The sequence below is a fragment of the Planktothrix sp. PCC 11201 genome, from assembly GCF_900009135.1.
GTDB lineage: Bacteria > Cyanobacteriota > Cyanobacteriia > Cyanobacteriales > Microcoleaceae > Planktothrix.
Genome location: NZ_LT797701.1, coordinates 216,676 through 242,426 on the forward strand (window position 1 = coordinate 216,676; position 25,751 = coordinate 242,426).

A 25,751-nucleotide genomic window follows, 5' to 3' on the forward strand; every position below is an offset into this window, starting at 1 on the left:
AGCAGGGGAAGCAGGGGGAGCAGGGGAGGCAGGGGGAGCACCAAGCAGTGCGTTGGCGTTAGCCCTGCGTAGCAGTGCGTCCTTGCTCGCTGAATATCACCCAAAACCCATTCGTAATTCGTAATTCGTAAGACAGTGACTTTGAACAGATAAATAAATAGGATCGTTGCGACCGATGTTCAAAATATTTAAAGAGTATTGCCGTCAAATTCCGCTCAAGCACTGGTTATCTCAAGAAGGTCGAGTATTATTCACCGCTTCCGGTGTGACGGTCGTGGTGATTTTTATTCGATTTTTAGGAATTTTGCAACCGTCGGAATGGACGCTTTATGATCAATATTTTCGAGCACGTCCCTTAGAATCTGTAGATGATCGGATTTTAATTATTGGGATTGATGAGCAGGATTTACAAGAGTATGGGTTTCCCATTTCCGATAGAACTTTAGCTCGACTTTTACAAAAAGTTAATGCGGCTAAACCACAAGCTATTGGTTTAGATATTTACAGAGATTTACCCATTGAACCCGGACAGTCAGAATTAGCCAAGGCTTTCAAAACGATTCCCAATTTAATTGGCATTGAATTAGTAGAAAGTAGTGGGAAATCTGGGGTGCGCCCTCCTGAGATTTTAGAAAATAAAAATAAAATTGGTTTTAATAATGTACCTCGAGATGCTGACAGCAAGGCTCGCAGGGGATTACTCTATCTTACCGACACAGAAAACAAGCAAAAATTTCGCAAAAGTTTTGCTTTACAACTAGCTTCAATTCATTTAAAAAACAAAGGAATTGAAGCTAAACCTTCTCCCCAAAATCCTAATGAATTACAATTTAAAAATACAGTATTTCGTCGGTTTCAACCCAATGATGGCTCTTATATTAGGGCCGATGATGGCGGTTATCAATTCTTAATTAATTTGCGAGGGCCGGCGGGAACATTCCCCTCCATTCCGATGCGAGATATTTTAGAAAATCGAGTTTCTCCTGATTTAATTAAAAATCGAATTGTGATTATTGGTTCTACGGCTCCGAGTATTAAAGATTCAGAATTTACCTCCTATAGTGATGGGATATTTAAGTCTTCTCAACCGATGTATGGCGTTGAACTACAAGCCCAATTAACCAGTCAAATTATTAGTTCAGTTTTAGATGGTCGAACGTTAATCAAAGTCTGGCCAGAACCCTTAGAATGGCTGTGGATTTTTGGATGGTCTTGGGTAGGGGCTGCTTTGAGTTGGAAACTTCAATCCCCCCGACGTTCGGTGTCCTTAATCATTTTAATTAGTATTGGGATTACCGGGGTTACTTACCTGGCTTTTCTGCAAGGGTGGTGGATTCCCGTGGTTCCGGCTCACTTGGCTTTAATCGGGTCTGCGGGGGTAATTATTGCTTATTTAGCGCATTTACAAGGAGAGTTAAAACGGTCTACCGAATTTTTACAAAGTATTATTAATACGATTCCCGACCCGATTTTTGTGAAAAATAAAGAGCATCAGAAAATTGTGTTAAATCAAGCCTATTGTAAGTTTGTGGGTTATCCGTTAAATGTGTTGATGGAAAAGAGTGATGACCAACTTTTTCCTAAACATGAAGCCGAACTGTTTCGTCAACAGGATGAAATGGCATTTAATACGACTTGGGAACAGGAAAATGAAGAACAGTTGACCGATATTAATGGGATTACCCATTATATTGCCACAAAGCGATCGCTCCACCGAGATGCGGCGGGAAATCTCTATTTAGTGGGAGTGATTCGAGATATTACCGAACGTAAACTGTTAGAAGACAATTTAAAACAAATTGCTGCTGAACTGAAGCGGTCTAATGCCCAATTGCGGGTTTCCGCCGAACATGACCCCCTCACCGGACTTCCCAACCGAATTTTATTCCAAGAACGTTTAACTCAATCCCTAGAATGGGCTAATCGTCAAAATCGCATGGTTGCGCTGTTATTTTTAGACCTCAATGACTTTAAGCACGTCAACGATAGCCTCGGTCATCAGATTGGAGATTTACTCCTCAAAACCATTGGGGACAGACTGAAGGGGTGTTTAAGGGGGAGTGATACGGTTTCTCGATTGGGTGGGGATGAGTTTACCGTGATTCTCCCGGGTATTCCCAGTAAGTCGGATGTTGCCAGGGTAGCCCAAAAAATCCTTGATACCATTACTCAAGATACGGTTTTAGAAGGAAACAAAATCTCAATTACTACTAGCATCGGCATTAGTTTATATCCAGCGGATGCTCAAGATATAGAAACCTTAATTAAGTTAGCAGATACGGCTATGTATCGGGCTAAGACCACGGGAAAAAATTTGTATGAGTTTTCTAGGGATATCGATATCCAATCTTAATCCCAAACTATATTGATTCGCTGACAAACTACCCCCGTTAAGCAGCAGATGACTTCACTTGAGATGGAATTAAGAAGCAGTTTGATAACTAGAAATTATTCGTCCTGCTCCCCGTAACTGTTTAAAATAATACTGAATACAAGCATCTCCTTTTGATGATAATACATCAATTTTTATGCCGTTACGACCATGTTCGCTACCCGAACTATGAATATATTGTTGGTCTCCGAGATATAATCCAACATGAGTCGCTTTTTCAACGGTTCCAAAAAATATTAAATCCCCAGGGAGAAGACTCGAAAAATCTAATTGTTCTCGATTAAAAGTGATTGGTTTGGCAAAGGCTTCCTGTTGATAGGCGTCTCTAGGAATCCAAATTCCGGCATCAGCAAAGGCAGCTTGGATTAAACCCGAACAATCATAATTAGGGCCGATTGTTCCGCCCCAAAAATAATAATTGGGGGTTGCCATTGCGGCTTGAGTAAACTGAATAATCTGGGGAATTGCAGCTTGAATTTGAGCCTCTGACCAAATCGGAGGAAGATAAGGTTGAGTCGCCATCTCTAAATGCTTTTGATCGCCAGTGCGTAGCCAAGCGGTATAATTATCTTCACATAATTGAACTAGAATATTAGGGGAATTATCTGTGTGATTTGTGGGTTTGGGAAGTAGACGTAAATGACGAGAGGCAGCTGCTTGCGTTGCTAAAGTTTGGCAGTCCGCTCCATCATAGAGATCTAAATTCTCTTTACAGCAATACTCAATCATATCTGATAAGGGTTTGGCAATCATAATTAATTTAATGGATATTAATTTAATGGATATTGACGGTTGAGGGTTGACTTTTGACACTTAGCCAAAACCAGCAAACCTGACACTGACACCTGAAATGACTTTTTTCCATTCCGATGAACAATTAGAAACCCAAGGCATTGGCATTATAAATGCAACTCGCACCCAATTTCCAGGTTTAGCCGCCAATCAAGTGGCTATGACTTGGTTAGTATATGACCCGCCTATTTCTGTTAATACCGGGGGTGCCTTAACCCCGGAAGACTTTTGGAAATATCCCGTGCGGGGATTTAACTATCGGGGAATTGAACGAATTTATCCGGCTAGTATTGTGAAATTATTTTATTTACTGGCTGTTTTTGAGTGGAAAGAGAAGGGAATGTTACGGACAACCCCAGAATTAGAAAGAGCCACTAGAGATATGATGATTAATTCTAGTAACGATGCTACCAGTTTAGTAGTTGATGTATTAACCGGAACTACCAGCGGGCCAGAATTATCCACAGGGCCGTTTGAAACCTGGAAAAGTCAGCGTAATTTAGTTAATCGTTATTTACAAACCCTTAACTGGCCGGAATTTGAATCAATTAATGTGAATCAAAAAACTTGGGGTGATGGAGCCTATGGTCGAGAACGGATTTTTTTAGGGGAATTAATGGAAAATCGCAATATGTTAACCACTAATGCCACCGCTCGATTATTGCATAGTATTATTGGTGGAGTGGCGGTTTCTTCCGTTGCTTCGGGTCAGATGATGACATTAATTCAACGCAGTCTTGACCCCAAAGATTTAGCGGAAAATCCAGAGAATCAAGTCGCAGGTTTTCTCGGAGGTGGATTACCTAAAACGGCAAAACTCTGGTCAAAAGCCGGACATACTAGCCAAGTTCGCCATGATGCGGCTTATATTGAACTTGATGCAACTCAATCCTATTTATTAGTAGTATTTACGGAAGGAAAAGCCCAAAGTAAAAACGAGGAAATTTTACCTTTTATTTCTCAAAAAGTTGTGGAAGCGATGAAAATACTTTGATTTGATCTGACATTTCCCATGGGTAAAAAGCCCTCGGCGATTGAAATTGCAGCCAGAATCTTTAACCCGCGTCGGCGGGTTTTGTTTGTGTAGATGCGGTTTCAACCGCCTTTGATATAATGTGACTTTGATATAATGTGACTTTGATATAATGTGACTTTGATATAATGTGACTTTGATGTAATGTGACTTTAATGTAATGTGACATTCCCCATAAGAAATAAAGCCCTCGGCGATTGAAATCGCGGCTACACAAACGATGTCCGCCTGCGCGGACAAAGGGGGTATGTGGGGAGGAAAAATCCACCCCCAGAATCTCCAACCCGGGTCGGCGGGTTTTGTTTGTGTAGCTTAAGCTAATAGGTAGAGCAAAACTCCCAAAAATAGCAAAACTATCAGAAACCCGGTTTCTTCACCCTCAAACAAGGGGTTTCTATAAGAGCGCGTTGACTCAAGAAAGACCTCAAGGAAACGCGATCGCGAATCATCCTTGCTAAATGTTATGTTGTTAAAGTTTAAGAGAGGATAATCAATTGACACTCCCGCGCCGTAAAACGGCGCGGATTCTTAAGAGATGTAAATCCTTAAAGGGTTAGCCAAAAACCCGCTAGACACTCGCTCAAAATCAAGTCTGTGCTTACTTTTAACCAAAATATTGGCNAGCTGTTAAGCATCTAAATAGGGTATAATGAAAAACTAAGTTTAGAAAAATCAATAAAAAGATGCCTGCTAAAAATCACTTAAATGAAAAGCAAGTAGAGAAACTACAGAAAAGATTGAAAGAGGAAGAAAATGGACAAATCAGAGAAAGAATCTTGATTCTACTATTGCTAAATGATGGTAAAAAACAAAGTGAAATTGCCAATTTTTTGGGATGTTCAATAAATAAAGTATGTTATTGGTGTGTACATGGAGATCCGGACAAGTTAGAAAGCCTAAAAGATGAAAGAATGAAAGGAAATTATAGAAAAGCCACAGATAAATATATAGAGATATTATTAGAAACTGTAGAAAAAGAACCGGAAGAATTAGGATATGAATTTGGGAGATGGACAGGAGAAAGATTGGCAACTTATTTAGAACAAATCACAGAAATAAAATTAAGTGGTTCACAAGTGAGAAGGATATTAAAGAAAAAAAAGTATGTTTACTTGTGGGCAAAGTATAGCTTGGAAGAGAAAAGAGATCCAGAAAAAAGGAAATTATTTAAAAATAAAATAGAAGAGTATTTAAAAATAACAAAAGAAAGTCCAGAACAATTACAGGTATGGTTTTGGGATGAAAGTGGATTTAATTTAAGAGTAATAAAAAGAAAGAACTGGTGTAAAAAAGGAAAGAGGAGAAAGATTAGAGGAGACAGAAGAAAAGGAAAAGTTAATGTTATGGGAGGATTGAGGTACTCGGACAAAAAAAGATTTGTAGAATTTCTGGATAAAGGGAATGCAAATAATTTTTATCAAGTGTTAAAAAGTTTTTATCAAGAGCTAATTCATGAGTGGGTATTAGCGGGAAATCAAGCAGAAGAATTTGTAGAAAAAGGAGCCAAGATTGTCATTATTCTTGATAATGCAAGTTTTCACAAAAAAGAAGAATACCTAGAAAAAATCAAAGCAGAAATGCCGAATATCTATTTAGAATTTCTTCCAGAATATAGTCCAGATTATAATTTAATTGAATTGGTCTGGCATTCAGCTAAAGAATATATTGCTAATCGACTCTTTAAATCAGTTGATGAGCTAGAGTGTTTATTGCATCAGCTTTTAAATGAGGGACAGTTATCTATTAAATGGGGACGTAAACTTAAAAACAAAGGTAATGCTATAATCACAGTTTAAATGCACAACAGCTTANTTTGCCATCAATCAAAAATTGATGCCCATCAGTGTCAAAACAAGCTGCCAGATTATTAACCCCCAAGTCAATAGCTATCGCTTTTTCGGAATCAACAGATGTTTCGATTTTTTCATCTTCATAAATATACTCAATCTCAAACCATCGAGCCGAGTATTTCGGATGTATTCGTACCTCCTTAATCTTCTTGTCTTTCAGTCTTTCTGGGAGTGGGATTTTCACTTCCCCATATTCCTGTTTAAATTGTTGAGACATGGGGATATTAAACACCCCATTTTTAACTTTAATTCTCGGAATAATCAAAGGGAAATAACCATCTTTGGGCAAGTATTTAGGCAGTTGTGGTTTTTGTTCACAACGTCCTATACTGATGGCTTGAAGAAGTCCCAAGAAAGACCGCATACTTCTATCTACCACCTTCATTGTCTGTTGAGCAATATCGGTATTAAGAAGCCGATAGTTCTCATTAGACTTGCAAATATGGTAGTTAGATTCATAGGTCAGTCGCTTTCTTTGAGTAAAGAAATACTGCCTACATTCATACAACGCCATATTAAAAAGATTCTTGCTCAAACGACACAAAACAGTCAGGGCGTTAAATTCCTGCTGGCTAAGTCGTCTAAGTTGGTTTTTTTGAGTGGCGTACATCTTCTCAGGTGTTTCACTATTTCTCTAGTATATAGCGAAAACCTCTAAATGTAAAGCCGTCCTAAAAGGACGGGGTTTCTACCCAAATTTCCGATGAAAAGGGAGTGTTGCGGCTCATGCAGCCAATCGAACTTCCAGAGGGAACCAGCGTTGAAATAATTGTTATTCCGAAAACGTCTGATTCTCAGCATAAAAGTCATGCCGATATTCTCGCAGAGATCGCGGCTTTACCATTAGAAGATAATGCAGATAAATTCTCTGGTCGAGAACATGATAAAGTTCTTTTGTGCCAGATGCCAAATGTGTCATAATTTAAGATACAGTAACTCGGAGGATTGATCACAATGTACGCAACTTCCGACAAATCAATCGGTAAAGTTTTAACAACGCTGACGATTACCAATCGTGCCGACCAATCTGCTGCTGCACGAGGATTCATTCCAACTGAACAAATACGTTCCCTCACGCTAGATAACGTTTTGGTAGACACGGGTGCAACTACATTATGCTTGCCTCCAGTGGCGATCTCACAACTGGGTCTTGAACTCCTCAAAGAAGTTGATGTCGCCACTACCACAGGCATCAGCAAAGCACGAATATTTCAAGATGCCAAAATATCTTTATGCGGTCGAGAAGGCACTTTTGAATGTTTAGAATTACCAGGAGGCAGAGATGCTTTAATCGGCGTAATTCCTCTGGAAGCTTTGGGATTAGAACCCGACCTACGCAACCAAACTTTAAAGGTTTTACCCTCAGAATCAGTAGATACTTACTTGACAATTCTGTAGTTTTCCTTCTAAGAATAGCTATATTGAGTAAAAAGAATTTGGCAAAAAAATGTCTTATACTTTCACGGCAATTGTTTATTGGGAAGAGGATGTTTATGTAGCCGAGTGTCCTGAAGTGGGAACAGCTAGTCAAGGAGATACGATAGAAGAGGCGATCGCCAATCTCAAAGAAGCAACGGAACTTTATTTAGAAGAATTCCCTCTACCTAAAACTTCGCCTCGCCTGCTAACTACATTTGAGGTATTGAGTGCCTAAATTACCACGAGTCAGTAGTGCAGAAGCGATCCGCGCTTTGGAAGGCTAAGGAAGGGTATCGCGGCGGTAGTAAAGTATCAGTAGTCACTTATAAAGAGCGATCGCACGTTTACTCAAGGAAGGACTCAAGGAAGGGCGATCGCTTGTGGGAATGAGGTGAAATAAAAGGTGATCAGTCAGTAAACTTATTGCTCACTTTTTAGCAATACTCAATCAGTAATTGGCAATAAAAAGCAAAATCTTAATTTACACGACAACGCCATGAATAGGGACTTTGCCAATTAGTTGTTTCAGCAAATGCACGTGGATTATTGTATTGTTTTCTGCAAGCTGCTGTCATATCAACGGAATAATCCCACCAGGGCCAAAGTTTACCAAATGACATGAAGTAAACACGACAACGCCATGAGTAAGCGTTTTGTGGGTTTCCAACCAATACAGCATCTACATTGTAAACAAGAGTTTGTTGTTGGCAGGCTTTTGTCATATTAATTCCGCCAAGAACTCCTGCATTAACTGGTAAAGATTCAAGAGACAAGCTCGCTGCAATAAGAGCAGCAGTCAAGAATTTTTTTTGAATCATGGTTTGATAGATGCAACTTTTTCACAAGTTGTTGAAACGACTTCATTTGTATTGGTATAAACCAACGCTTGTGCGTAGGAAGGATTACCTTTCTGATTTGAAGCTGCGACACAGCAGACTACTGCTTGAATGAACTCCTCTGGATTTTGAGATTTGTACAAACTAGCATTGACTGTGTATTTGTTCGTTTGGCTGAAGAGAGTTTCTTCTAATTGAGAATTTTCTTCTCCAGCCAGAGTTCCGTAGCCTTCATAATTCGCTTGCTGTACTCGGAGGCAACTTGCCGTGAATACTTTTGGTTCGACCAGTTTTGCCTTCTGAATCTGCTCCAAATATATAGGCAAAGCAATTGCTGATAAAATACCAACAATTAGTAGAACAACAAGCAGTTCAATTAAGGTAAAGCCTTCGCTGAACTTGTGAAGGATTAAGTTTGACTTAGTGAGTTTAGCCATCTTCCACTATCTATTTTTTTAGGGGATTTAAGCTATTTATATGTATGTTCAGGGTAAAATTAAAATTTGTCTAGTCGGAAAATATCGGAAAATGTCTGAACTTTCACAATTACTCTGAGTCGGCAAAGCGCGGTTTTTCACCGCTCATCCAAAAAATGTAGGATTTTGTAAGATTTTGTCGGATATAATCAAAAAATACCCCCACCTACCCAAAAAATGGACGTTAAGGAAGTGTTAAAATTTGCTGACGACCTAGTATTTGCCAAGACTGGAAAACACCTTGACAACGTGCAAGAGGCTATATTGCAGGGTGCTTGGCAAGGTCAAACATATACCGAAATTGCAGAGGAATTCGGCTATAGTGATGGTCATCTCAGAGATATTGCCTCAAAATTATGGAAAATCATGTCAGAAATATTAGAAGAAAATGTCAATAAATCTAACTTCCACTCCACAATGGAAAGATATCAAATTTCTCAATATTCTAATTTCCTTAACTTAAATTTTATATTTATAGAACAAGGTAATATAAATAATTTCTGCACAGAAACCCCACACCCTCCCAAACCTACACAAAACTCACCCCCAACACAAAACTCAAACGAAAACAACACCCAACAAAAACTCGATTTAAGAGACGCACCAGATATCAAAACCTTCTACAACTACCCCTCCTCACCCCTCACCACCCTCGAAAATGCGATCGCACACCAAAACTGTCGCCTCCTCACCATCACAGGTATGAGTGGCATCGGCAAAAGCGCGATTGTACGTCACCTCATCCCCCTAATTCAAACTCAATTCGATCGAATTATTTGGCGCAGTCTCCGCACTTCCCCACCCCTAGAAACAACCCTCAAAAACCTGATTCAATTTCTCTCAAATCAACCCGAAATTACCTTACCAGAAAATATTGATACCCAACTAGAAATACTAATAGAATCTTTACGCACCCATCGCTGTCTCATTATCCTAGATGACGTGCAACAAATCCTCAACAGCGGCCAACTTGCAGGCAATTATAAACCCGGATATGAAAATTATGGAACCCTATTTAAACTTATCGGCGAAATTCCTCATCATAGCTGCCTAATCCTCAATAGTTGGGAACCCCCTTCAGATATTTTAACATTTACAGATGATAATTCAGCGGTATGTTTATTACAATTAACTGGATTAGGTGAAGCCGCAACAGAAATTATTAGAGAAAAAGGTTTATTAGATGAAGATCGCTGGCCAGAATTGATTAACCTTTATCAAGGTAATCCCCTCTGGTTAAAACTAGTCGCTCAAACTATTAATAACTTATTTAGCGGTAGAGTATCTCAATATTTGAGTTATCAAGCAGTATTGTTAAACGATGAATTGACACCGATATTACAGCAGCATTATCAGCGGTTGTCGGAGTCCGAGAAACACGCGATCGCGCAACTCAGTAACGAAAGTAAAACCGTTTCAATTACCCAATTAATGGCAAAATGTCAAGGGTCACAAGGCGAATTATTTAAAGCAATTCAATCTTTAGTAAGACGGGGAATGATCGAAAAATTCAGCTATGAAAATGAAACTGTTTTCACCATTCAACCGATATTAAAAAAATATGTTAAAATGGTTAGCGAATAGTTTTAAAGATATAGCTAAATGAGAGCTAACCATGACCATAGCACCAAACATTAAAACTCAATAGAGGTATAAAATGGCATACAGCGATTTCAGCGATTGAAATCGCGGCTACACAAACGATGTCCGCCTGCGCGGACAAAGGGGGTATGTGGGTAGGAAAAATCCGCTTCCAGAATCTTTAACCCGCGTCGGCGGGTTTTGTTTGTTTAGCTGCGGTTTCAACCGCCGGATAATTTGTTTCTAAAAATGAGATTTATAGGAGTTTCATTTTAGGAACGAAACCCCTACATCCCTAAAATTACCTTTCCTTTCCAGCAAAGCTTCCAGTTGCAAAACTTAAACCGGAAGCAAAATCTTCGCCATAGGCTTCTTCTCCATGTTGATCAATATCTAAACCTTGTTCTTCAACCATCGGTTTAACTCGCACTTCCATCAAGGAACTAAGAATTTTGATAATCACAAAAGTTCCAGCCCCGGCAAAAATGTAGGTAGCAACTACCCCAACAATTTGAGGAATTAATTGTCCTGGATTTCCATACAAAAGTCCATCAAATCCAGCCGGATTGACACTTTTTGTCGCAAAAACTCCGGTTAAAATAGCCCCAATGGTTCCACCCACACCATGAATAGAATAGGTATCTAAAGAATCATCAAATTCTAATTTCACCCGCCAACTGACGGCATAGAAACAGCAAACGGCGGTGATAGAACCAATTAAAATTGCACCAACGGGGGTAACAAATCCTGCTGCGGGAGTGATTCCGACTAACCCGGCGAGGAAACCACTAGCAATCCCAACGGCCGTTGGTTTACCGCGTAAATACCATTCCACAATCGCCCAAGTCAATCCTCCGGCTGATGTTGAAACCATGGTGGCGACAAAAGCAACGGTAGCTAAAGAACCTGCACTTAAAGCACTACCAGCATTAAAGCCAAACCAGCCAAACCATAACATCCCAATTCCTAATAGGACAAAAGGAACATTATGGGGGGCATGGGGAACTACCATAAAATTTTTCCGCGAGCCAATTATCCAAACTATAACTACCGCCGACACCCCGGAACTAATATGGACAACGGTTCCCCCGGCAAAGTCTAAAGCACCAATGGCTTGTAACCAACCCCGACCCCAAACCCAATGGGCTAAGGGAGAGTAAATAAATGTAGACCAGAGTAGGACAAACCAAAAGTAAGCCTTAAAGGTGATGCGTTCCACAATCGCCCCAGAAATTAAGGCTGGGGTGATGATCGCAAACATCATCTGATACACCATAAACAACTGGTGAGGAATGGTGGCCGCATAGCCAATCGGATCAGGGGCTTCGGCGGTGACTTTATTTAAAAATACCCAATCTAATCCGCCAATGAACTGTTCAATGCCTTGGCCAAAGCCTTCCGAGACGGGAGTTGAGACATCAAAGGCGAGGCTATATCCCCAGAATACCCAGGTAACGCCGACAATGCCCATTAAGATGAAACTCATCATCATGGTATTCAGGACGTTCCTAGAGCGCACTAAGCCACCGTAAAAGAAGGCTAAACCGGGTGTCATAAACAGCACTAAGGCAGCCGAAACCAACATAAAGGCAGTATCTCCGGTATTAATCGGATTTTCTTCTGCCGCTTGCGCCCAAGCTGTTCCCGTCAGAGGGCCAGCTAACAGAATGAATGTAAGTAATCCAATAATTCCTAATTTTTTGAGCATCGCTACTATTCTTTCCCTATAACCAATATCCAAAGATTGAATCTGTATTTTGCTCATTGATTCCAACAATGATTCTGTATCCTAAAACACAAAAACCCTCAGAGCTTGGTAGCCACTTGTGTGAAAACCGGGTTGATCGATGCTCAATTAAGTTTGAGCCAATTGGTGATATTCCAGAACGTCCTAACTATCACCGCCAATCTGGTGAACTTAAGCAAACTAAGGTTTTGTTTCCTGAGTACAAAGATATTTATGCTCAAGTACAACAGCAAAATCTGATGCGTTTGGATAAAGCATGGCAACGATGGATGGTGCCTGACAAAACAGGCAAACCAGGTGGCAGACCGAGGTTTAAAAAGTCTGGTGGGTTACGCTCTTTCACTTTTCCACAAACTAATAGTGAGAAAGCAGGAGCGCATATTATTGGCGATAATTTAAAGCTTAGTAAAATTGGCGTTATGCCAGTGGTTGTGCATCGTCCTATCCCTGATGGATTTACGCCTAAGACTTGCACTCTAATCAAAAAAGCTGATGGCTGGTATGCCTCAATCGTAATTGAAGATGCAAGTGTACCATCGCCATTATCTCTTGATACTCACTATCAAGTTGCTCATAAGTTATGCGAGAAATATGATCTGATTGGCTTGGAAGATATCAATATCAAAGGCTTGGCTAAGACTCGTTTAGCTAAGTCAATCCTTGATGCAGCATGGGGACAGTTTTCGCAAATCCTAGAAGCAGTGGCGGTAAAACGCGGCAACTGGATTGTGAAAGTAAATCCCTATGGTACTTCTCAAAGATGTTCTGGCTGTGGCAAAAATGTTCCTAAAGCTCTGTCAGTTCGCACCCATGAATGTCCGCACTGTGGCACCGTCTTAGACCGTGATCACAATGCGGCAATTAATATCAAAAATTTAGCTCTTAACGCCGTCGGACTTACGGTGTCAGCCTGTGGAAGCAAGCGAGGTTACTCAGCTTGTGAAGCAGGAATCTTTATCTGTGAAGAAAAGAAGCTCACGCTATACCGCTAGGTTAGCGTGAGAGTATGTCACTCCTCGTATTCGGGCATTTTTGTCTTCTCTGGAATATTAATTCGGGGCGGTTGATAGGGTTTGGGATTTTCGCCCTCATCCCAAGCATCGGAATCTACCTCATCTTCATATTCATAGTCTAATTCTCTGGCATAGAGCTTTTGTTCTTTACGGGGAGTGGGTTCAATTGGAACTAATTCCCGTTCTCGATAGCGCTCATCCTCATCTCGTTCCACATCGCCCCAATTATCTTCTTCCTCATAGTCATTATAAATCGGTTGGGGTTGACGTAAAGGCTGAACTGGGGCGGGATGTTCTTCCCAGGCGTCATTTTCATCCCAGGATTCTTCCTGGGCCACCGCCGGGGCGCGACCCGCCCGTTGTGGCGTGGTTTGGGGAAGTCCGGTTCCTAACTGGTTAGCAGGTTTAACCGTTGGGGGATAATACATTCCCTCCTCTTCTTTTTCCCAAGGTGCTTCTCCTAAACCCAAACGTTCTAACACACCGACGGACAACTGTTGGAGTCGATCTTCTGATCCTTCAAAGACAATTAATCGATTTGGGCCACTGCTGACAACTTCCTCAATGGACAATTGATATGTGCTGATCACTTGTTCAGGAATTTGAGGCAGACCAATGGAGGCGATAATTAAAGATTCTAACTTGCCATCCCGGGTATCAAATTTGAAGCCCCGTACCCGTCCCAGAGGTTCCCCGGTTTCGGTGATCACTTCACTGTTGATCAGGGTACTGTAGCTCTCTACATCCACGTCTTCTTCCAGGACGGTATCATCGTCCACCAAAATTACGTCCCCGATTTCGCGGACACTACTCAGGTACATAAATTTTGGCATTCCAGCGATCGCTAGAATATTATTACGGATTCCGATCGCCACAATTTCACGCTGATCTATGTCTACCCATAATTGGCTGACGATCCCAAGTCGTCTACCTCTGTCACGGGTGATAACTTGAGTGCCGAGAATTTCGGAGCGTTGGCGGATATGTTCAGATGTCATGCTAATAGCGAATTTCAGTTTTAACTGTTAAATATACAGATTACTCTACAATTTCTAAGGGTTTGGATGCGGATTCCGTGCCATTAGTTTTTCGGGTTTGCTCTGCTGTAGGTCAAAACCTACCCTTAACCCATTATACCTGATAGCTGATCCGATAACAAAGATGATCTCGGTGGAATTTCTAAGATTTTAATTATTTTTTAGATTATTCTAGCTTTACTAGAGGCAGGATTAAGACGCAGTTATCAATAGTATCAAACAGAAGCAGGAAATTAGTTTATGGCAAAAATCCGCAACTAAATCGATTAAAACATAGCACTTAATCTCTGAAAAATAAATGCTAAAACGGCAATACCGATTAGAGAAATTAATATAATTAATAATAACAATCCCCCTAATAATAAAATAATAAACCAAGGATCGGCTTTTTCCCCCACTTCAGGGGAATTAACGTAATCTTCTAAAAGTTCAACGTTTTTAACATTGGCTTTCCAAGCAACATCAAAAATATCTCCAAATACAGGAACAGTTCCGGTAATAGTTTCTAGGGCAATATTGGATACCATTGTAACTAAAGTTTCCTGGGGTAAACCCAACTTAAACGCCTCAAATACAATATAAATCGATAACACTCCTCCTAATATATCGCCACCCCCGGGAATTAATCCCAAAATTGGATCAATTCCCAACCCAATAGATGTACCAGGAACCCGAATCGCATTATCTAAAAGAGTGCTCAGACGTCGCATTCTGCGGACAATAATAACTCTTTCAAGATCAGAATTTGAGGGTTTTATAGATTTCATTTTGTTTGCCTTTAATAATAAAAATTCCCCCCTACTTAAACTCAAGGAGGGAGGAATAATTGTGCTGAAGCACAACAACTAGGATGGTGCCGCATCACAACAACGAAATTATTTAGATTCGGTGAAGTCAGCATCAATCACATCATCACCGCCACCTGGAGGTGTGGAACCGCCAGCACTAGGGCCACCGTCTTCAGGTGGAACACCGCCCCCTCCTTGCTGATAGAGATTAGAACCCACCGCAAATAGGGCTTGTTGTAAATCCGTGGTTAGGGTTTTAATCTTGTCATCATCATCCTGGGCGATCGCTTCCCGCAGTTCCTTCACCATCCCTTCAATCTTGGTTTTGTCAGCTTCGGGAACCTTATCACCCAACTCTTGAAGCTGTTTTTCTGCCTGATAGGAAAGGGTATCGGCTTGGTTTTTGCGTTCAATGCGTTCCCGACGTTCTTTGTCCGTGGCGGCATTTTGTTCGGCTTCCCGTACCATCCGTTGTACTTCATCATCGGGGAGGGTAGACGCGCCTGTGATACTGATGGACTGTTCTTTTCCAGTCCCCTTATCCTTGGCGGTCACGTTCAAAATCCCGTTGGCGTCGATATCAAAAATCACTTCAATTTGAGGAACACCCCGGGGCGAGGGGGGAATACCATCGAGGCGGAAAGTTCCCAAACTCTTGTTATCGTTCGACATTTCCCGTTCTCCTTGGAGAACATGGATTTCTACGTTAGTTTGACCATCCACCGCCGTTGAGAATACCTCCGATTTCTTAGTAGGAATAGTCGTGTTACGCGGAATAATTTTAGTCATCACCCCACCCAGGGTTTCCACACCCAAGGACAGCGGCGTCACGTCTAACAGCAGAATGTCTTTGACTTCACCCGATAATACCCCAGCTTGAATCGCAGCGCCTAAAGCCACCACTTCATCGGGGTTAACGGTTTGGTTGGGTTCTTTACCCAGGGCGTCCCGAACTAATTTTTGAATCGCGGGAATACGGGTAGAACCGCCCACCAACACCACTTCATCAATATCAGACTTTTTGAGTTTAGAATCAGTGATGGCTTTTTCTACGGGCGTCAAACAACGGTCAATTAAATCAGAACATAACTGTTCAAATTTTGCCCGGGTTAAGGTGATGTCCAGATGTTTCGGGCCATCTTGGGTTGCCGTAATAAAAGGCAGGTTAATCTCAGTTTGGGTAACGCTAGATAGTTCCTGTTTCGCTTTTTCCGAAGCTTCAGTTAACCGTTGCAGGGCTTGTTTATCTTTGCGCAGGTCAACTCCTTCATTTTTCTGGAATTCTTCCGCCAGGTAGTCAACGATTTTCTTATCAAAATCATCTCCTCCCAGGTGAGTATCTCCAGAAGTTGATAATACTTCAAATACCCCATCCCCGACTTCTAAAATTGAGACATCAAAGGTACCGCCCCCTAGGTCAAAAACTAAAATAGTTTCGTTACTTTTTTGTTCCAAACCATAGGCCAAGGAAGCCGCGGTAGGTTCGTTAATAATCCGTTTAACTTCAATTCCCGCAATTCTACCCGCGTCTTTAGTCGCTTGACGTTGGGAGTCGTTAAAATAAGCAGGAACGGTAATAACAGCTTCTTTAACGGTTTCGCCTAAATATTTACTGGCATCATCAACCAGTTTTCTCAACACTTTGGCAGATATTTCTTCCGGGGCAAATTGTTTATTGCGGGCGGGGGAATCTAATTTAACATTACCACTGCTATCGCGCAGGACTTTATAAGAAACTTCTTTAGATTCGTTGTTAACTTCTTCTGATTTACGTCCGATAAACCGTTTGACCGAATAAAAGGTATTTTCGGGGTTCATCACCGACTGACGTTTGGCAATTTGACCTACCAGTTCGTCACCATTTTTAGCAAAAGCTACCACTGAAGGTGTGGTGCGTAACCCTTCGGCGTTAGCGATAACGGTGGGTTTTCCCCCTTCCATCACGGCGACGCAAGAGTTAGTGGTTCCTAAGTCAATGCCTACTACTTTTCCCATATTCTTTAATTGTTCTCCAATTTACTACAAAAAAGTTAGATTCTGTTTGAGGTTAGTCGTTTTAATTCGACTTCTGGACTCGGCGAGTCCAATTTCCATACAGTTTTTAAGATACGATTGCTTATCTCTATACTGGGGGCGGTTTGTCCATTCCTTGAAGGTGTGTTTACCGAACCTATTTGGACGGTTTGACTTCAACTTTGGACGGCTGCCCTTTGTGGTTCACATCTACTACTGTAGGGAGTGCGATCGGTTTTGGTATTGTGGCTAACCGTATATTTTAGGTTGTAGTTTCCGACGAATTGTAGTAAGCCCTTTAGGGCTGAGTCCTAAAGGACTCACTACGAGGGGAAAAAGCGATCGCTAAAATCTCAATAAAATAATAGTTGATAATCTTAGAATTCAGTTGTGATAATATTGAATTAATTGCATCGTCCCATCCTCACCCCAGTCCTTAACCATGAGTCAATGTCTTAATCCTGATTGCCTCCAACTCAACTCTAAAACTACAATTTTTTGTCAAAAATGCGGTTCTAAATTACTATTAAGGGAACGATATCGAGCTTTAAAAATATTAGGACAAGGGGGGTTTGGTCGAACGTTTCTAGCGGTGGATGAAGATAAACCGTCTCAACCCTATTGTGTAATTAAACAATTTTTACCCCAAGCTCAAGGCACGAATAATCAAGAAAAAGCCGGAGAACTTTTTAAACAAGAAGCCGTACAATTAGAACATTTAGGCAAACATTCCCAAATTCCTGAATTATTCGCCTATTTAATCCAAGATAACCGTCAATATCTAGTTCAAGAATATGTTGAAGGACAAAATTTATTACAAGAATTAGATCAAAATGGGGCATTTTCAGAAGCTAAAATTGTTAATTTGTTAGGAGATTTATTGCCTGTTTTAGCATTTATTCATCAAAAACAGGTAATTCATCGAGATATTAAACCGGAAAATATTATTAGAAGAAAAAGCGATAATAAATTATTTTTAGTGGATTTTGGAACAGCTAAAGTAGCCACCCACACGGCGTTAGCGGGTATAGCAACTCAGCTTGGTTCACCCGGATATTTCGCACCAGAACAATGGGCAAGAAAACCGATCTTTGCTAGTGATTTATATAGTTTAGGGGTAACTTGTATTCATTTATTAACGAATATTGATGACCCTGGGTGTTTATTTGATTTTGGTAAAGATGATTGGGTGTGGCGAAATTATTTAACGGTTAAAATCAATAATACTTTGGGTCAAGTCTTAGATAAACTTTTACAAAAGGGAACTGAAAAACGTTTTCAAACGGCTCAAGAAGTCTTAGAAGCATTACAATTAACCGTTAAATCGGCCCCCGCCTCCAATCCCTTCAAATTACCAGGATTACAACAATTAACCATTAAACCGACACCCTCTTTAAAAACCGTTAGTTTTGAAACCGTAACCGTCAACTCCACCGGAAAAATTACCAACCGTAGGCAAGCCCAAGCCCAAGTGTTAACTGAAAATATCAATGGGATAATATTAGATTTAGCAGTAATTCCCGCCGGAACTTTCCGCATGGGTTCCCCTAGCAGTGAACTATCACGATCAGACAATGAAGGGCCACAACGTACTGTTAATATAAACTCTTTTTTGATCGGTCAATATGCCGTGACTCAAGCCCAATGGCGGGCGGTAGCTGGTTTACCCAAACGTCAGATTGATCTCAAGCCCGACCCCTCCAGTTTTAAAGGAGATAACTTACCTGTTGAGAGTGTAACTTGGTTTGAAGCCGTAGAATTTTGCGATCGCCTCTCTCAATTTACCGGACGTACCCATCGTTTACCCAGTGAGGCAGAATGGGAATATGCCTGTCGCGCTGCAACCACCACCCCCTTCTATTTCGGTGAAACCATCACCCCCGATTTAGTCAACTATGACGGCAACTATACCTACGGCTCCGGGCCTAAAGGGATTTATCGGAAAAAGACAACGGTTGTCGGCAGTTTTCCCCCTAACGCTTTTGGATTATACGATATGCACGGCAATCTTTGGGAATGGTGCGCCGACCCTTGGCATGAAAATTATAATAGTGCGCCCACGGATGGCAGTGTTTGGGAGTTTGGGGGAAATACGCAATACCGGGTGATTCGCGGAGGTTCGTGGGTCAACAATCCCAGGAATTGCCGCAGTGCCAATCGTGGCAGGGACGTGCCGGACAGTCGGAACAGCAACTACGGATTTCGTGTTGTTTCCCTCCCGCCTGCGTGGACTCCTTAGCCCTTTACCCTTTAGCCCTTTAGCCCTTTACCCTTCTTTCTTCTTTTCCCTTCTTTCTTTTTTTTTTTTTTTTTGAATGTAAGGGCGGGTTCACCCGAATATTTGTTAATAATAATTAACCTTTATAAACCCGCCGTCTTTCTCTTTCTGGGGTTGGGGCGGGTTTAGAAAGATTATTTGTGGGATTTGTTAGATTGTACAGAACCCGCCCCTACTGGTTTTCTCGAATGTAGGGGCGGGTTCGCCAGAATATTTGTTAATAATAATTAACCTTTATAAACCCGCCGTCTTTCTCTTTCTGGGGTTGGGGCGGGTTTAGAAAGATTATTTGTGGGATTTGTTAGATTGTACAGAACCCGCCCCTACGGGTTTTCCCGAATGTAGGGGCGGGTTCACCCGAATATTTGTTAATAATAATAAACCTAAATAAACCCGCCGTCTTTCTCTTTCTGGGGTTGGGGCGGGTTTAGAAAGATTATTTGTGGGATTTGTTAGATTTTGTTGAACCCGCCCCTACGGGTTTGATATATTTAATTCAATAATCAACCCCCTAATTTTTTATAGTTTAGCGTTTTTTTTCTAGTCTTTTAATGACATCTTTAATTTTCATTATTTCTAAGGCTAATGATCCTCCTACAAAAATTATATCATTATGCCGCTTGTAGTGAGGCGTTCACGCCTCAGAGTCCTAAAGGACTTACTACAATTTTTTCTGCTCGTTCACGCCTCAGAGTCCTAAAGGACTTACTACACTGATTTAGACTTGCTATATTGAAAGCGATCGCCTCTAAAATGATTTAATAACGGATCATATTGTTGATTTAATACCCAATTAGAAATTAATTGAGCCGTAACCGGAGCCAATAGAATCCCATTGCGATAATGACCTGTTGCTAAAGTTAAGTTTTGCCAACAACTAGGCCCTAATATTGGGAATAAATCAGGGGTTTCCGGTCGAAATCCCCACCAAAATTCTTCAATTTCAAACTCTTTTAAAACCGGATATAATCGAATAGCTCCTGATAATAAATGTTCAATTCCATTCGGGGTTAAACCGGAGGTAAAACCCACCTGTTCTGATGTAGCTCCAATCACAATTAAACCATCTCGACGCGGTACAATATAAATATCTGAACCGAATAAAACCTGTTTCAAAGGTAAGGGTTTAATCGGGTCTGGAACCCGCACCGATAACATTTGTCCCTTTCTGGGATAGACGGGAATTGATAACAATTGTCCCGACCAAGCACCCGCCGTTAAAATATAATTATCCGCCCTAAAATTACCTTGATTTGTCTGAATTTCTGTGATAATTTGATTAGGAGAATTTACCAATTTTTCTACCGTAACTCCCTCAACTATTTTAACTCCTAATTCTTGAGCCGCCCTTTGCAATATGTTGATTAACCCCCGACGGTTATCGACTTGACCATCCAGGGGAAACCACCAACCCCCGACAACATCATCCCCTAACCCGGGTTGTTGTTGTAAAATTGCTTCGGGCTCTAACCAATGGTTGGGGGTGTCTGGAGTCGTTTCTAAACTGGTACAGTGGGGACGTTCATAAACCGGAGCTAAGATACCACAGGGCCAATATCCCGTATCTAACCCCGTGATTTCCTCCAGTTTGCGCGTCCAGTCATTGTAGAGGGCGCGACTGCGTAAACACAATTCTAGCATAGGGCCAGGGGGAAGTTGTTCGGCTTGGGGGGCTAACATTCCCGCCCCGACTAAACCCGCCGCTTCTTGGATGTCCCGACTCAAAACTGTTACCGTTGCTCCCCGCAATCTTAACTCAACTGCCAGGGATAAGCCAATCAAACCACCACCGATTAGAATAATTTCACTATGTTGTTGCATAAAATTTAAAAGTTCATCTTAGGAATTGAATCTATTTTCTATTTTAAACTTTTAGGGTTGATTTTTATATAGGTTAACAATGATTAAACGATTTTTTACAACTACAGTCTCCGCCCTATGTTATTCTTTGATTGATTATCGTTTTAAAGATTCTCCAATTCTCCAGTATTTCCCTAATAATTCAGTGGTTAATTTTGTCATCGAACAACAGAATCGAATGCCGGATTATCTGAAATTACCTTTATTGATTTTAACATTAATTTTTGATATTTGGGGCTTGCTGCGTACAGGTTCATTTTTTCATTCTCAGTCGCCATCTATGCGTCAAATTCAAATTGCATCTTGGAAAAATTCCCCTTTTCAAATTTGCCGAGATTTGATGCGATTTTATGAAAGTCTAGTTGTATTATATTGGCAATCTGATTATATCAATTCCCTGAATTATATCTCATAATTATTATGTCTGAATACAACCTAATTTCCCCCTCCGAATCTCCTATAAAAGTTGAAATTGCCGTGATTGGTTCTGGCCCAGGAGGAGCGATTACCGCCTGTTTATTAGCTGAAGCCGGACGGGATGTTTTATTAATTGAAGAAGGAGCCTATTTATCCTTAGAATCCTGTCAACCTTTTTCCGTTGAAGAAATGAGCCAAAAGTATCGAAATGGGGGATTAACTGCCGCTTTTGGACAGCCCAAAATTCAATATGTGGAAGGTCGATGTGTGGGGGGAGGAAGTGAAATTAATAGTGGTTTATATCACCGCACACCCTCTGATATTTTAGCACAATGGAGTCGAGAATTTGAAGTAGATGCTTTAACAGAAGCCGATTTAATTCCCCATTTTGAAGCCTGCGAAAAAGCGGTTAATGTCTGTTATTTAACTGGAAAAGCTCCTGCTGCTTCCTTAAAATTACAGGAAGGTTCAACTCGTTTAAATTGGCAATCTTTAGAAGTTCCTCGCTGGTTTCGTTATCAAGAATCATCAGATAAGATTTTAAAAGGAACGCGACAGTCGATGACCGAAACCTTTATTCCCAGAGCTTTAAAAGCCGGATGTAAATTATTAGCAAATACTTGGATAAAAAAGATTAATCAAAGCGACAAAAACTGGATTTTAACAGGTTATGATCAAGTCAATAACTATAATAAACAACTGATCACAATTCAAGCGGAAACAGTATTTGTTTGTTGTGGAGCAATTCAAACTCCAGCCTTATTAAGAAAAAGTGGAATTAAAAATAATATTGGTAATGCTTTAAGAATGCACCCAACGGTTAAAATAATTGCTCAATTTGATCAAGAGATTAACACCTTAGATATGGGAGTTCCTGTCCATCAAGTTAAGGAATTTTCCCCTAAATTTAGTTTTGGTTGTTCAATTAGTTCTCCTCCCTATTTATCTGTGTCAATGACTGATCATCCTGAATATACAGAAGAAGTGCAAAAAAATTGGCAAAAAATGGCAATTTATTATGCTATGATTACAGGAGAAGGTTATGGTACAGTGCGAAATATTCCCTTTTATCGTGATCCTTTGGTTCGTTATCAATTAACATCTCAAGACTTAAAAAAATTATCAGAAGCATTACAAAAATTAGCCCAATTATTATTTGAAGCGAATGCTAAAATTCTTTATCCTAGTATTTCCAATAGTTTCCCCTTGACCCATCCCCAGGATTTAGCTAAAATCCCAGAACAACTTCCTATAAAACAAACTAATTTAATGACAGTTCACGTTTTTTCTTCTTGTCCAATGGGAGAAAATTTACAAAAATGTGCCGTTAATTCCTTTGGTAAAGTTCATGGATTTAATAATTTGTATATTGCTGATGCCAGTTTACTTTGTACCGCCCCTGGAGTCAATCCCCAAGGTTCAATTATGGCGATCGCCCGTCGAAATGCGTTAAAATTCTTAAATCCCTAAGTTGTTGCGCCGTTGTTGCGCTTAAGCGCATCTTATCAACCTATGATAGTGCTAAAGCACAACAACAAATAAAATTATGATAGAACTCAACACAAATTTAGTTTTAATAACAGGTGCATTAGGTTGGTTAGGAATTAATTTAGTCGAATCTTTAGTTAAAGGATTAGGAGATTTTGAACCCCTAAATCAACCTCAAAAAGATTTAAAAATTCGCTGTTTAATTTTACCGAATCAAGACCCAACAGTATTAAAAAAAATATCCGATCAAATAGAAATTTATCAAGGAGATCTGAGAAATTCCCAAGATTGCGATCGCTTTTGTGAAAATGCCGAAAATGCTATTTTATTTCATACCGCCGGAATTATTCATCCTCAAAAAATATCCCAATTCTATCAAATCAATGTAGAAGGAACAAAAAATCTATTAAATTCGGCGATTTCTGCTAAGATAAAACGAGCGATTATTGTATCTTCAAATTCTCCCTGTGGTTGTAATCCCCATCCCGATCATTTATTTGATGAAACCTCCCCCTATCATCCCTATATGAACTATGGACGTTCAAAAATGTTGATGGAATTAGCCATAAATAACTATCAGCAACAGGGAAAAATTGAAACCGTGATTATCCGTCCCCCTTGGTTTTATGGCCCCCATCAACCCCAACGTCAAACCCTATTTTTTAAGATGATTCGAGATGGAAAAGGGCCAATTGTTGGAGATGGGAATAATTTACGATCTATGGCTTATGTGGATAATATTTGTCAAGGATTAATATTAGCAGCTATCACCGAAAAAGCCAACGGAGAAACCTATTGGATAGCGGATGAAAAACCCTATTCTATGAATCATATTATCGATACTATAGAACATTTATTAGAAACAGAATTTCAGCAATCCTGTAGCCATCAACGATTAAAATTACCCGGTTTAGTCAGTGAAATTGCTTTAGTTGTTGATGGAACATTACAAAGTTTAGGATTTTATCATCAAAAAATCCATGTTCTCTCAGAAATGAATAAAACCATTGCTTGCTCTATTGCTAAAGCTCAACGGGAATTAGGTTATAATCCGACAATTGCTTTAGAAGCAGGAATGAGAAAAAGCCTAAAATGGATTTTTGAGAATTATGGGGGACTAGATTAACTATGGTTAGCCATATTGTGGTGACAGAAGGATTGGTTTTTAGAGAAAACTTTGCCCAAAATTATTTTTTATCCAATTATTTTGAAGAAGTTTTAAAACAAGTTTTAAAGCAGGTTTCTGAAAACGAAAAAGTGTATATTTCTCCAGGGAATTGTTTTGAATGTCCTGAATCAGAAGAACAGTATGCTGCAAAATATCTCCTAAAACATCGTCCCGAACTCCAGATTTTTGTCCCTGAAAACGTTAAAGACCGCCCCTATTTGGATACTTTTGATAATGCTAGATTATTAAGAAAATGGTTAGAACAACAGGAACAGTGGCCCTTAGAAGAAGTGATTTTATATTGTAACAAACCCCATGCACTTCGGAGTCAATTAATGTTTAAACTTTGTGGATATAAGGTTCAAAAGGTGATGACTTCTTATCCTGAATTAGCGAATCGAACAATGCCACTACGTCTTGTATTTTATCATTATTTACCCGCTCATTTACTTTACGAATGGGGAGCTTTGATTTATAATTTAATTAGATTCTATAAATCAAAAAATAAATTTAAAAATTAACAATAAAACCATGAAACATTTAATTACCGGAGGATCGGGATTTTTAGGCAATTTAATTGCCAGACGATTATATCAACGGGGGGAAGATGTCAAAATTTTAGATATTTGGGAAGATCCGACTCGTCCCCCAGAGATTGAATTTATTAGCTGTGATATTTGCGATCGCGATGGGGTAGAAAAAGCCATGAAAGGCATTGATATTGTCCATCATAACGTGGCTTTAGTTCCCTTAACAAAATCGGGGAATAAGTTTTGGGAAGTTAACGTAGAAGGCAGTAAAATCGCAGCCGAAGCAGCAACAAAAGCCGGAGTTAAAAGTTTTATTCACATGAGTTCTAGCGCCCTATTTGGGGAGGCTAAATGTCCGATTAATAATAATACCCCTACTAAAGCCGTTGAAATTTATGGACGGGCAAAATTAGCGGGGGAATTAGCCGTTAGAGAGATTTGTGATCAAGCGGGTTTACCCTTAATTGTAATTCGTCCTCGGACGATTTTAGGCGAAGGCAGATTAGGGATTTTTCAGATATTATTTGAATGGATTCAAGAGGGAAAAAATGTTTATGTAATTGGCAGTGGTGACGTTAAATTTCAATTTGTCCATGCCCATGATTTGATGGACGCCTATCTTTTAGCATTGGATTTAGGTCAGCCCGGAATCTATAATGTGGGAAGCGATCGCTTTGGCACATTACGAGAAGGATTAGAACATTTAATTGAATATGCCGAAACCGATTCTCAAGTCAAAAGTTTACCCACAGGATTAACCATTGGCACATTACAACTGTTAGACTGGATGGGATTAAGTCCCCTCGCTCCTTGGCATTACTTAACCTATCACAAAGAATTTTATTTTGATGTCGATCCCCTGCTAAAATTAGGCTGGAAACCCAAATATTCTAATGATGAAATGTTCCGTGAAAGTTATGATTGGTTTAAACAAAACTATAATCAACTACAAGCGGAAAAAGCGGGATCTGCCCATCGTCGCCCGGTGAAAGAAAAATTACTTTGGGTATTAAAACAACTCTCTTAATTATAC

23 protein-coding genes are annotated in these 25,751 nt (G+C 40.1%); 14 read left to right on the forward strand and 9 right to left on the reverse strand.

The genetic code is table 11. From position 1 onward, the window contains the following. Positions 1-175: 175 nt before the first annotated feature. Entirely contained in the window at positions 176-2,353 is a 2,178-nt protein-coding gene (locus tag PL11201_RS11245) for a CHASE2 domain-containing protein (protein ID WP_079678734.1), read from the forward strand. Between the two features lie 69 nt (positions 2,354-2,422). On the opposite strand, the gene PL11201_RS11250 is transcribed toward PL11201_RS11245, so the two are convergent. Next, positions 2,423-3,145, reverse strand: coding sequence for a C40 family peptidase (locus PL11201_RS11250; RefSeq protein WP_079679563.1), 723 nt, complete (start codon positions 3,143-3,145; stop codon positions 2,423-2,425). Positions 3,146-3,242: 97 nt separating this feature from the next. Here PL11201_RS11250 and PL11201_RS11255 point away from each other — a divergent pair, with 97 nt between their 5' ends. Together PL11201_RS11255 and PL11201_RS11260 are read left to right on the forward strand one after the other, a co-directional pair. Continuing rightward, positions 3,243-4,178 (forward strand): serine hydrolase, encoded by a 936-nt coding sequence (locus PL11201_RS11255; RefSeq protein ID WP_079678735.1) that lies wholly within the window; start codon positions 3,243-3,245, stop codon positions 4,176-4,178. A gap of 722 nt (positions 4,179-4,900) precedes the next feature. Then, positions 4,901-6,013, forward strand: a complete 1,113-nt coding sequence (locus PL11201_RS11260) for an IS630 family transposase (protein WP_079678737.1) — start codon at positions 4,901-4,903, stop codon at positions 6,011-6,013. Here PL11201_RS11260 and PL11201_RS11265 read toward each other — a convergent pair. Further along, complete coding sequence (locus PL11201_RS11265; RefSeq protein ID WP_079678738.1) at positions 6,003-6,677, reverse strand: RNA-guided endonuclease InsQ/TnpB family protein; 675 nt, start codon at positions 6,675-6,677, stop codon at positions 6,003-6,005. The two genes, PL11201_RS11260 and PL11201_RS11265, sit on opposite strands and share 11 nt — an antisense overlap. 104 nt (positions 6,678-6,781) lie before the next feature. Between PL11201_RS11265 and PL11201_RS11270 the strand changes: the two genes are divergently transcribed. Genes PL11201_RS11270 through PL11201_RS11280 form a run of 3 tightly spaced genes read left to right on the forward strand, consistent with a single transcriptional unit; the run spans position 6,782 to position 7,721 of the window. Next, complete coding sequence (locus tag PL11201_RS11270) at positions 6,782-6,988, forward strand: hypothetical protein (protein ID WP_255377621.1); 207 nt, start codon at positions 6,782-6,784, stop codon at positions 6,986-6,988. 33 nt (positions 6,989-7,021) lie between these two features. Continuing rightward, positions 7,022-7,465: a pepsin/retropepsin-like aspartic protease family protein gene (locus PL11201_RS11275; protein WP_079678741.1), complete on the forward strand. Its 444-nt coding sequence runs from the start codon at positions 7,022-7,024 to the stop codon at positions 7,463-7,465. Positions 7,466-7,514: 49 nt separating this feature from the next. Continuing rightward, entirely contained in the window at positions 7,515-7,721 is a 207-nt protein-coding gene (locus PL11201_RS11280) for a type II toxin-antitoxin system HicB family antitoxin (RefSeq protein WP_007354027.1), read from the forward strand. Positions 7,722-7,962: 241 nt separating this feature from the next. Here the strand turns inward: PL11201_RS11280 and PL11201_RS11285 are convergent, their stop codons facing one another. Further along, positions 7,963-8,304 (reverse strand): hypothetical protein, encoded by a 342-nt coding sequence (locus PL11201_RS11285; RefSeq protein WP_079678743.1) that lies wholly within the window; start codon positions 8,302-8,304, stop codon positions 7,963-7,965. After that, the gene (locus PL11201_RS27415; protein WP_079678744.1) at positions 8,301-8,759 is read right to left on the reverse strand and encodes a prepilin-type N-terminal cleavage/methylation domain-containing protein; all 459 of its coding nucleotides are present in this window, start codon (positions 8,757-8,759) and stop codon (positions 8,301-8,303) included. Before PL11201_RS27415 ends, PL11201_RS11285 begins: the two co-directional genes overlap by 4 nt. 216 nt (positions 8,760-8,975) lie before the next feature. Here PL11201_RS27415 and PL11201_RS11295 point away from each other — a divergent pair, with 216 nt between their 5' ends. Continuing rightward, positions 8,976-10,382: an NB-ARC domain-containing protein gene (locus tag PL11201_RS11295; RefSeq protein WP_079678746.1), complete on the forward strand. Its 1,407-nt coding sequence runs from the start codon at positions 8,976-8,978 to the stop codon at positions 10,380-10,382. A 298-nt stretch (positions 10,383-10,680) separates the two neighbouring features. On the opposite strand, the gene PL11201_RS11300 is transcribed toward PL11201_RS11295, so the two are convergent. Further along, positions 10,681-12,144: an ammonium transporter gene (locus tag PL11201_RS11300; RefSeq protein WP_234996667.1), complete on the reverse strand. Its 1,464-nt coding sequence runs from the start codon at positions 12,142-12,144 to the stop codon at positions 10,681-10,683. A gap of 11 nt (positions 12,145-12,155) precedes the next feature. Between PL11201_RS11300 and PL11201_RS11305 the strand changes: the two genes are divergently transcribed. Continuing rightward, positions 12,156-13,118: an RNA-guided endonuclease InsQ/TnpB family protein gene (locus PL11201_RS11305; RefSeq protein ID WP_079678750.1), complete on the forward strand. Its 963-nt coding sequence runs from the start codon at positions 12,156-12,158 to the stop codon at positions 13,116-13,118. Between the two features lie 17 nt (positions 13,119-13,135). On the opposite strand, the gene PL11201_RS11310 is transcribed toward PL11201_RS11305, so the two are convergent. The 3 genes from PL11201_RS11310 to dnaK form a co-directional block, all read right to left on the reverse strand. After that, positions 13,136-14,137 carry a PRC-barrel domain-containing protein gene (locus tag PL11201_RS11310; RefSeq protein WP_079678751.1) on the reverse strand — a complete coding sequence of 334 codons (1,002 nt, stop codon included), beginning with the start codon at positions 14,135-14,137 and terminating at the stop codon, positions 13,136-13,138. A gap of 305 nt (positions 14,138-14,442) precedes the next feature. Continuing rightward, positions 14,443-14,943, reverse strand: coding sequence for a DUF4112 domain-containing protein (locus tag PL11201_RS11315; protein ID WP_079678753.1), 501 nt, complete (start codon positions 14,941-14,943; stop codon positions 14,443-14,445). Positions 14,944-15,051: 108 nt separating this feature from the next. Beyond that, positions 15,052-16,959 (reverse strand): molecular chaperone DnaK, encoded by a 1,908-nt coding sequence (dnaK, locus tag PL11201_RS11320; protein ID WP_079678754.1) that lies wholly within the window; start codon positions 16,957-16,959, stop codon positions 15,052-15,054. Positions 16,960-17,419: 460 nt separating this feature from the next. Here dnaK and PL11201_RS11325 point away from each other — a divergent pair, with 460 nt between their 5' ends. Continuing rightward, the gene (locus tag PL11201_RS11325; RefSeq protein ID WP_079678756.1) at positions 17,420-19,216 is read left to right on the forward strand and encodes a bifunctional serine/threonine-protein kinase/formylglycine-generating enzyme family protein; all 1,797 of its coding nucleotides are present in this window, start codon (positions 17,420-17,422) and stop codon (positions 19,214-19,216) included. 747 nt (positions 19,217-19,963) lie between these two features. Here PL11201_RS11325 and thiO read toward each other — a convergent pair. Further along, the gene (gene thiO, locus PL11201_RS11330; protein ID WP_079678758.1) at positions 19,964-21,076 is read right to left on the reverse strand and encodes a glycine oxidase ThiO; all 1,113 of its coding nucleotides are present in this window, start codon (positions 21,074-21,076) and stop codon (positions 19,964-19,966) included. Between the two features lie 79 nt (positions 21,077-21,155). Between thiO and PL11201_RS11335 the strand changes: the two genes are divergently transcribed. From PL11201_RS11335 to PL11201_RS11355, 5 genes are all read left to right on the forward strand, one after another. Then, positions 21,156-21,530 carry a hypothetical protein gene (locus PL11201_RS11335; protein ID WP_079678760.1) on the forward strand — a complete coding sequence of 125 codons (375 nt, stop codon included), beginning with the start codon at positions 21,156-21,158 and terminating at the stop codon, positions 21,528-21,530. A gap of 5 nt (positions 21,531-21,535) precedes the next feature. Beyond that, positions 21,536-23,002 (forward strand): GMC family oxidoreductase, encoded by a 1,467-nt coding sequence (locus PL11201_RS11340; RefSeq protein ID WP_079678762.1) that lies wholly within the window; start codon positions 21,536-21,538, stop codon positions 23,000-23,002. 76 nt (positions 23,003-23,078) lie between these two features. Continuing rightward, positions 23,079-24,146 carry an NAD-dependent epimerase/dehydratase family protein gene (locus PL11201_RS11345; protein WP_079678763.1) on the forward strand — a complete coding sequence of 356 codons (1,068 nt, stop codon included), beginning with the start codon at positions 23,079-23,081 and terminating at the stop codon, positions 24,144-24,146. 2 nt (positions 24,147-24,148) lie between these two features. Next, entirely contained in the window at positions 24,149-24,709 is a 561-nt protein-coding gene (locus tag PL11201_RS11350; protein ID WP_079678765.1) for a YdcF family protein, read from the forward strand. Between the two features lie 10 nt (positions 24,710-24,719). Continuing rightward, positions 24,720-25,745, forward strand: a complete 1,026-nt coding sequence (locus PL11201_RS11355) for an NAD-dependent epimerase/dehydratase family protein (protein ID WP_079678767.1) — start codon at positions 24,720-24,722, stop codon at positions 25,743-25,745. The last annotated feature ends 6 nt before the right edge of the window (positions 25,746-25,751 follow it).